The 9,137-nt window shown below is 61.8% G+C and carries 5 protein-coding genes and 1 rRNA gene; 3 read left to right on the plus strand and 3 right to left on the minus strand.

Features of this window, described 5'->3' with window-relative positions:
- Positions 1-58 precede the first annotated feature (58 nt).
- Positions 59-174, plus strand: a 5S ribosomal RNA gene (gene rrf, locus H7993_RS20605).
- Between the two features lie 80 nt (positions 175-254).
- On the opposite strand, the gene H7993_RS20610 is transcribed toward rrf, so the two are convergent.
- Positions 255-947: an FCD domain-containing protein gene (locus H7993_RS20610; protein ID WP_185795495.1), complete on the minus strand. Its 693-nt coding sequence runs from the start codon at positions 945-947 to the stop codon at positions 255-257.
- A 260-nt stretch (positions 948-1,207) separates the two neighbouring features.
- Here H7993_RS20610 and lapG point away from each other — a divergent pair, with 260 nt between their 5' ends.
- On the plus strand, positions 1,208-1,870 hold the full coding sequence (gene lapG / locus H7993_RS20615) for a cysteine protease LapG (RefSeq protein WP_264382018.1): 663 nt from the start codon (positions 1,208-1,210) through the stop codon (positions 1,868-1,870).
- Between the two features lie 11 nt (positions 1,871-1,881).
- Positions 1,882-3,834: a cyclic di-GMP receptor LapD gene (gene lapD / locus H7993_RS20620; protein ID WP_185795497.1), complete on the plus strand. Its 1,953-nt coding sequence runs from the start codon at positions 1,882-1,884 to the stop codon at positions 3,832-3,834.
- A gap of 72 nt (positions 3,835-3,906) precedes the next feature.
- On the opposite strand, the gene H7993_RS20625 is transcribed toward lapD, so the two are convergent.
- Together H7993_RS20625 and H7993_RS20630 are read right to left on the minus strand one after the other, a co-directional pair.
- Entirely contained in the window at positions 3,907-4,245 is a 339-nt protein-coding gene (locus H7993_RS20625) for a tryptophan synthase subunit beta (RefSeq protein WP_122480651.1), read from the minus strand.
- A gap of 121 nt (positions 4,246-4,366) precedes the next feature.
- On the minus strand, positions 4,367-9,137 hold a 4,771-nt coding region (locus H7993_RS20630; protein ID WP_185795498.1), incomplete at its 5' end, for a beta strand repeat-containing protein.

The raw sequence follows: 9,137 nt of genomic DNA on the forward strand, positions 1-9,137 counted from the left end.
AAGTAGAAGTCCCAATATTTCGCTGAGGTTGGCTAAGCCAACCCGGCACACGGAATTTCTTGACGACCATAGAGCATTGGAACCACCTGATCCCATCCCGAACTCAGCAGTGAAACGATGCATCGCCGATGGTAGTGTGGGGTTTCCCCATGTGAGAGTAGGTCATCGTCAAGATTGAATAAAAAACCCCTGTCTGCTCACGCAGACAGGGGTTTTTGCTTTCCGGACTTCACAACCTTAGTGCAGCCAGTATCTCAAGTTGTCGCGCGTTGGGTCAGGTAGCGCTGGATGGCGTCCACGCCGCGTTGTAGATGCTCTCGCAGCAACTCGACAGCCCGTACTGCATCGCGCTGTCTTGCAGCCTGCAACAGGTTGCGGTGATCGTCCTGAGCCATGTTGCGCAACCCCATGGCTTCCAGATTGAAGCGCAGGAAGCGCTCCTCCTCGATCAGCCCTTCATCTATCAGGTTCAACAACCGGCGGTTACCGGCCTGTGCGTAAAGCGTCCAGTGGAAGGTCCGGTTGAGACGACTGATCTCGACGTAGTCCGAAGTCCCTTCGAGGCGCTCGATGCAGTCCTGGGCGAAGGCGAAATCAGGCTCTTCCAGCAGGGGCACCGACAGGCGCAAGGCTTCGCACTCCAGAAGCATACGCAAGGCGTAGGTTTCCACGGAATCGTGATTGATCAGTGGGGCTACCACCGCGCCCTTGTGATGCACGACTTTCAGCAGGCCTTGTGCTTCGAGTTGACGCAGGGCTTCGCGCACGGGCATTCGACTGACGCCGAACAGTGTGGCGAGTTCTTGCTGCCGGATGGCCATGCCACAAGGCAAGCGCCCGTCGTAGATCGCTGCGCGAATCCTTTCTTCGATCACCGAGCGTGCCAAGTGCGCGGGCACCTGTTCACTGCCCAGGATGCTGGCCAGCACAGTGGATTTTTCAGTCACGCCAAACAGCCTCAGTCAATTTGCGCCATCCTGACGTAAGCAGTTACACATTGAAAGATGGCAGGTTTGAATAACGTCCCAGCCAAGCCGATAGCCAGACGAAGTGCAGTGTTGAAGCGACGAACAGGCTGCACAGGGTCATGAGAAAGTGATTTCATCGTGCCATTGTTTTTTGTCATGCGCCCCCGCACCATGGTGGGCTGAATTGCCTCCCTGGCGGATCGAACACGTTGGTTACACGGCTGAAGTACCTACAGACGGTGCGCTGTCTCGCGATCGCCTTTGCCTTGGCAGGCACGTTGCTGGGCGGGCTTCGCGCCGACTGGGACTTCAATCAGATCAGTCGCCGTGCCGAGGGTCTGTATGGGCCTCTGGGTGAAGGCGCGCAGCGCATTGATGCGTGGCAACGGTTGTTGGCAACCCAGAAGCCGCTGAGCGAGGGCGAGCAGCTGGAAGTGGTGAATCAGTTCTTCAATCATCAACTGCGGTATCGAGAAGATCTCGATCTGTGGCGCGAAGTCGACTATTGGGCCACGCCGGTGCAGTCGCTGCTCAAGGGTGCCGGCGACTGCGAGGACTACGCGATCGCCAAGTACTTCAGCCTGCGCCATTTGGGTGTCGCGGCGGACAAGTTGCGCATCACTTACGTCAAGGCGTTGCGACAGAACCGTGCGCACATGGTACTCACCTATTACGCCACACCGACGGCCATGCCCTTGGTGCTGGACAGTCTGATGGACCCAATTCTGCCTGCCAGCCAGCGCCAGGACCTGCTGCCGGTCTACGCCTTCAACGGTGAGGGCTTGTGGCTCACCGGCGCTGGTGGCAACAAGAAGGTAGGGGATACCAAGCGCCTGTCGCGTTGGCAGGACGTACTGAAGAAAATGACCGCAGAAGGCTTTCCGGCGAGTCTGGATAATTAAGTGGAGCAACGATGTCTCTGTTCAAACAACTGTTGATCGCGATATGCCTGTTTCTGGTAGTGGCTTTCACTGGCAGCTTCATGGTCAGCCTGGAAAGTTCGCGCACTCAGTACGTCAACCAGCTGCGCTCGCACGCCCAGGATGCGGCCACGGCACTGGCGTTGTCGCTCACGCCCAATATCGACGACCCGGCAATGGTCGAACTGATGGTCAGCTCGATCTTCGACAGCGGCTATTACGCCAGCATTCGCGTGGTCAACCTGGCGGACGACAGTGTCATCGTCGAGCGTGCGGCCGAGCCGGACGGCAGCGGCGTGCCGGCCTGGTTCGTCAAGATGATCAACCTGGCACCGGCCGGTGGTGACGCGATCGTCAGCCGCGGCTGGGAGCAGGCAGCGCGGGTCGAGGTGGTCAGCCATCCGATGTTTGCCGTGGCCAAGCTGTGGCAGGGCGCGTTGGGCAGCCTGGGCTGGTTGTTGCTGTGCGGCGCGGTCAGTGCTGCGCTGGGTGCACTGTTGTTGCGTCGCCAGCTGAAGCCGCTGGACTACATGGTCGAGCAATCGCACGCCATTGCACGCAGGGAATTCCTCAGCCTGCCGGATCTGCCGCGCACTCCCGAGCTGCGCCGGGTGGTGCAGGCGATGAACCAGATGGTGGAAAAGCTCAAGGCACTGTTCCACGAGCAGACCGTGCGCAGCGAACGGCTGCGTATCGAGTCGTACCAGGACAGTCTGACGGGCCTGGCCAACCGACGCTATTTCGAGATGCAGCTGCACACCCGTGTCAGCAATCTTGAGGAAGCCAGTGCAGGCTATCTGGTGCTGTTGCGCATCAACGACCTTGCGGGCCTCAACCAGCGCCTGGGCGGACAGCGAACCGATCAGTTGCTGCAGGCGGTGGGGCAGCAGTTGCTGCGCACCTGTGCGCGCCACCCTGAGACGCACAACCTGATCACCCGCAGCCGGGGTGGCGAGTTTTCCATACTGGCACCCGGCATGGTGCGCGAAGAGGCTCAGCAGCTCGCTCAGGAGCTCGACGCGAACCTGCGCAGTCTGGCGCAGACCGGCGCTACCGATCTGCTGCCGGTGGCTCACCTGGGGCTGGCGCCGTACACCCCCGGTGACGACCCCCAGGCATTACTCAAGCTGGCGGACGAGGCCCTGGCGCAAGCCGAGGGTGCTGGCGAGTGCAATTGGGTGTGTCTGGAGCACATGGCGCTGGCCACAGTGGAGAATGACCACCACGCCTGGCACACGCTGCTCGACGAGGCCTTGGCCAAAGGCCGCTTCCAGCTGTACTTCCAGCCGGTGGTGAGCAGCGTGGATACCACGCGCGTGCTGCATCACAAGGTGCTGTCACGGCTGATCGACGAGCAGGGCCAGGCGGTCGCCGCTGGGCGATTCCTGCCCTGGCTGGAACGCTTCGGCTGGTCGGCGCGACTGGATCGGCTGATGCTGGAGCTGGTCCTGGAGCATCTGCGCAAGCACGATGCCACACTCGCCTTGAACCTGTCGGCGGCCACGTTGAACGATCCCCAGGCGCTGGAGGGTTTGTTCGACAGACTGGCGCAGCATCCTGCCCTGGGCCCGCGCCTTACCCTGGAGATAGGCGAGGAGCAGATACCCGAGCAGAACGTGCTCGAGCAGCTCACGCGGCGTTTGCGCAGCCTGGGCTACAGCCTGAGCCTGCAGCGTTTTGGCGGGCGTTTCAGCATGATCGGCAACCTGGCCCATCTGGGCCTTGGTTACCTGAAGATCGACGGTAGCTACATTCGCGCGATCAACGAGGAAAGCCACAAGCGTCTGTTCATCGAAGCCATTCAGCGGGCAGCGCACAGTATCGACTTGCCGCTGATTGCCGAGCGGGTCGAGACGGAAGGGGAATTGCAGGTGATTCGCGAGATGGGTATTGCCGGCGTCCAAGGACAGCTGGTGGGCGAGCCGCAGCCCTGGAAGCTTGGCTAGGGCTGTTGCGCGTGCCTTCGCCTGCCTTCGGACCGTGCCGTTGCCGGCGCGGTGGTGGAGGGGACGCAGGCTTCAGATCAAGCCGGTTTCGTCGTCGTTGATCAATTGATTCAAGCCGCCAAGCGCCACCCGTGCGCTGGAACGATCCTTGAGCTTGGCCTGGGCCGCTGCCGGTAGATCGGTCACACGGATGATGCCTTTGCTGGTCAGTACCTGGATCAGGTCATCGAGTACCCGAATCATGTCCAGATCGCTCTGCTTGAGCTGTTTCAGGCTGGTTTCGACCACATCGTTGGCGTACCACGCCTGTATCTCATGATGATCGGCAGGCAGGGTTTCTGTGGCCTCGGCAAAGGCTGCCGCTTCCACGCGGACCAATGCACCTTGTCGATCGCGTTGCACGTAGAACATCGAAGCGCTCCCATCGAAAAAAACCTGCCGAGACTGCAGGGCAGCCTCGGCAGAGATTACACGGATTCAGAACCAGTGGATGCCGCTGGCGGCCGACTTGCTGGGCCGGCCGCCGACTGCATCAGTCGTGGTGCTTGACCAGCAGGTCGCCACCGGAGATCAGCGACTTGATGGCATCGGTGCCGCTGCCCCAGTGCGCATTGTCGACCTTGATGGTGACGTCTGGCGTGACCGTGGCCGAAGCCGAGGTCATGCCGCCCTTGGTGCTGATCTGCAGGGTCGAGTTGCCGGCCGTGTCGGTGCTCAGCTTCAGGTAGTTCGCCAGGTTGGTCTCGGCGTCCGATGGCAACAGGTCGGACAGATCAAGCTTGTCGCCCTCGGCATGGCTGAAGTCCTTGATGGTGTCGGTACCTACGTCACCGGTCTTCCACACGAACGTATCCTTGCCGGCGCCGCCAAACAGTACATCGTTGCCGGCGCCGCCGCGAAGGGTGTCATCACCGCGCTGGCCGTAGATGATGTCGTTGCCATCACCGCCGTTGAGGAAGTCGTTGCCCCCCTTGGCGACGGTGAACAGACCGGCCTGGCCGTCTGAGCTGGCAGCGCCGACGTTGAACTCGCTGGCGTGCTTGGTGATGTAGTCATGCACCTGCTCGGAGGTAACGGAGCTGGTGTTGGTGACCGACTTCACGTACTCGCTCAGCGCCGTCGTGCCCTCGGTGGTGACGCCTGCCTTGGTGAAGGAGATGGTGTCGCCGAACAGGATGTCGTGACCCTCGCCGCCGTTGATGGTGTCGCCACCGGCAGTGATGAGGCTGTTTTTCAGTGCCGCAGCGATATTGGCGACGTCGATCTTGCTTTGTACTTCGCCATCGCTGTCGAATTTCTGCAAGGTTGCCACGGTGGCGCTGTTGGCGTTGTTGCCAACACCGATGGCTTCCACGGTCGACACCTTGGCCAAGGCTGCGAAGCCTTCGGCGGAGCCATCGATGACGGCACTGGTGGTGGTAGAGCCGTTGCCCTGGCGATTGCCGGCAGCGTCGAGGTAGTAGTTCGGTTCGCCGTCGGTGATCAGGTAGCTGAGCTTCACCGCGCCAGTGTTGCTGGTGGCCTCGGTACCGTTGAACCAGGTCGCCGCCTTGAAGAACGCCGACTCGTAGTTGGTGCCACCGGTTGCCGTGATCGCATTGAGGCCCAGGCCTGCCTTGATGGCATCCACCGACATGTTCGGCGTCAGCGTCAGCGTGGCGCCTTGCTTGGAGTCGGTGCCGAAGTCGACGATGGTCACCTTGACCGTGCCGCCGCCCAGGTTCTGCGAGAGCTGCTGGATCGCGGTGGCGACCGAGTCCTTTGCACTGGCCAGGGTGTCCTTCATGCTGCCCGAGCGATCCAGGATGTAGGCGATGTTGTAGCTGGCGCCGTTCTGGGTCTGGGTCGGGGTCACGTCGCCGACGATGATGTCGCGGCCGGTGGTACCGTCCAGCGTTTCGGTGCCGGCGTTGCCGGTGATCACACTGTAGCTCTGCTGGGTCGCCACGACGTGCACGGTCAGCGTTTGCTCGGCCGCCGATGCGGCCTCGGCACTGCCGTCCTTGGCAGTGGCATTGACCTTCAGGTTGATGTCGCCGACCGGGGCGTTGGCTGCGGTGGTAAGCGTCAGGGCAGACAGGTTCCAGGTGCTGACATCCGCCGTCTGGGCAGTGCTGCTGGCGGTGAAGCTGTGGGTACCGTCGCTGAGGGTGGCACCGGCCTGAATGTTGGAGATGGTCGTGGTCAGGGTTTCGGAGCCGTCACGGTCGACCAGTTCCGAAGAGATCGCTGACAGCGCGATTGCCTTGCCGGCCACGCCGGTGTTGCTGGTGGTGGCCAGCGTAATGTTGTCCAGAAGGCCGCCGAACGAGTTCTTGTCCACCGAAGCGAAAGTCAAGGTCTTGCTCGCCGTGCTGTCCACCGGCAATTGCAGGCTGTAATGCACCATGCCCGGTGTGGTGCCGTTGATCACGGCCACAACCTTGTCGCCCCACATGACCTTGATGTCGGAATCGCCTTCATGGCCTTTACGCGGCGAGTAGTCGAAGTCCAGCGTGTACAGGGAACCGGCCTTGGCGTTGGACACGACGGTGTAGAGGTCGCTGGCATCGCTTTCGCGGCCTTCCAGTTCGATGACCTTGGTGGTGCTGGCCGTGCCGTTGTAGACGCTGTAGGGATTGACCTCGATGTAGTTGCCGGCGTTGTTGGTTTTCCATGCCTCGCCCAGTTGGCTGACCTGAGCGCTGGTAACGGTGTTGGCATCGGCTGCCAGCGACCAGGTGGTCGGGCTGGCAACGCTGAGCAGCGGGGTGTCGCTGACGGGCGCCACGGTGACGTTCAAGGTGCTCACGGCACCGGTATCGGTGGTGTAGGTAACCGTCGGCAGGCTGCCGCTCCAGTTTTCGTAGGCCTTGATCGGGGTGTAGGTGTAGCTGCCATCGCTGGCGATGGTCAGGTTGCCGACCGTTACCGACTGGTTGCCGACGGTTGCGGTGACCGGCGCCGAGGCATGGCCGCTGGCGTCCATCGCGTAGCTGGTGCCGCCGATGCTGAACTTGGCCACGGTGAGGCTGTTGTCGCCGTCGCGATCATTGGTCAGCACGTTGCCGTTCAGCGTGGCACCTTCATCGACCGTGGCGGTATCGACCACTAGGTTGTTGTCGATGATGTTGATGGCGACACTGGCGTGGGCCGGATCTGTGGTCAGGCTCTGGAAGTTGCCACCGGTGACCGAGTCGATGGTCACCACCAGCTGTTCGGTGCCTTCGCGCAGTTGATCGCTCAGGGCGCTGATGGGGAAGGTCGCGGAGGACTTGTCGGCGTCGATGACCACGGTGGTCTGACCCTGGAAGTCGGCGCCGTTGGCGGCCTTGCCCGAGTAGTTCAGGGTGACGGTGACCTGGCTCTTGGTTTCGTTGCTCAGGGTCAGGGTGTAGATCGCCGACTGACCTTCGATGATCCGCTCGGCACCCGTGATACCAATGGTGGTCTGTGGACCGGTCACGGTGGTGCTGGCTGAGGCATCCTTGTACTGCAGGTTTTCGAAGTTGCCGTCGATCAGCTTGCCGTCGGCAGCGCTGGCGATGCCGGCAATGGCAACGGTCAGGATACCGGCGCGCGATGCATCGTTGCCCACCGTGTAGTTGACGAAGCCTTGCTTGGCATTGGCAGCGATATCGATGGTCTGGCCATTCGACAGTACCAGTTTCAATGCCTTGTCGGCGGCATGGTCGAGCGTGGCGGTGTACGTGATCACGCCGCCGTCGTTGACCGCCGAGGTGGCGTTCAAGGTGACCTTGGTGGCGTCGATAGTGTCGTTTACCAGCACATTGACCGGCGTGGTGCCTGGGACCAGCGTGACGTCGCCGCCACCGGTCACGTTCTGGATAGTGCGGCTGACCGAGTCGGCATCCTTGTAGACGTCATCCAGCGGCGCAGCGACCGTGATGGCGCTTGCCGAGGCACCTTTGGCAATGCTGATGCTGTCGCCATTGCCGATGTCGACCCGGACGGTTTCCAGGGCGTTGACGGTATTGCCGTGCAGATCGGTCAGGGTCGCGGTGTATTTGATCACACCGCCTTCGACTGCCTGCGGTTCGGCGGACAGGGTCACGACCACCGCCGGCTTGACCGCCAGCATGCTGTTGGCCACCACCGAAGTCGCGCCGTTCACGCCATTGCTCTGCACGCCAGTATCGGTCACTTCGACCGACACCTGGCGCACGGTGCTTTCCGGATGCTCGCCGGTCGCCTGGAACTTGATCGAGTTGATCAGCTCCTGATACGCGGCACGGCTGGCCATGCCTTCCAGGGTGATGGTCATGGTGCCATCGCTGGCAACGCCACCGACCTTGTAGCCAATGCCTTGGGCAGTGGTGCCATTGCCGGTTTCGAACGCCGAGCTCAGGGTGTCACCGGCCATGGTGTTCTGGATGACGATCTTCGCGCCCTGCAGTTGATCGCTGGCGTTGTTGTCCTTGTCGCTGATGCTCAGGCCCGAGACCAGGTTGACCGATTCTGCCGAGCCTTCGTTGAAGACTACCTGTTCGTCCATGACCACCACTGGCGCGGTGTTCACGGCGTCGACGATGACGTTGAGCGGCTGAGTGACCGACGCAGGGTTGGCCAGGTCAGCGTTCTCGGTGGCGATGGCCTTGACCGTCAGGGCCAGAGTGCCGATGAAGTCGGTCGGCGGCGTGATGGTGAGGGTCTTCAGATCCCACTGGGTGATATCGGCCGTGCCGTTGCCACCGGCTTCGGAAACATAGCTATGGTTGGCACCGTCGCGCAGCACCGCGCCCTCCGGGATACCGCTGATCTGCAGCACATGCTGCTCGGATTTATCGGCGGTGTCGCCGAAAGTCACGTTGATGGTGCTCAACTGGATCGCAGTGTTTTCGGCGCCGTGGTTCAGTTCGTAGCCGGCGTAGTAACCGTCGCCATTGGCGTCGACGTGCGAGGTGACGTTGATGCCCTGGTTCACCAGGTCGGCAATGTCGGTGTACAGCGGCACGCCGCTCTGACCGATCGAGGTCGCAGGACCCTGGTCGACCGAGAGGTTCAGGTCGTAGAAGCCTGGACCGTTCTGGTTGTGATGGTACAGGTCGAGGCTGTAGTAGCCGGTTTCGGCGGGGGTGATGCTGCCGCTGAAGTCACCCGAGGTCGGGTCAATGCCGGCACCCCAATGGGCGGTGCCCAGGTCCTTGCCGCCAACGTTGATCAGCAGGCCGTCGTCGGCCTTGCCGCTGAAGGTGTAGGTCTTGCCGGCTTCGAGGAAGATCAGGCCGGTGACCTTGGTCCCGGTGCCTTGCACGATGTTGGTGTCACCGACATCGGCGATGACCACGCCTGGACGGCTGCCT

The organism is Pseudomonas baltica (assembly GCF_014235765.1).
Lineage (GTDB): Bacteria > Pseudomonadota > Gammaproteobacteria > Pseudomonadales > Pseudomonadaceae > Aquipseudomonas > Aquipseudomonas baltica.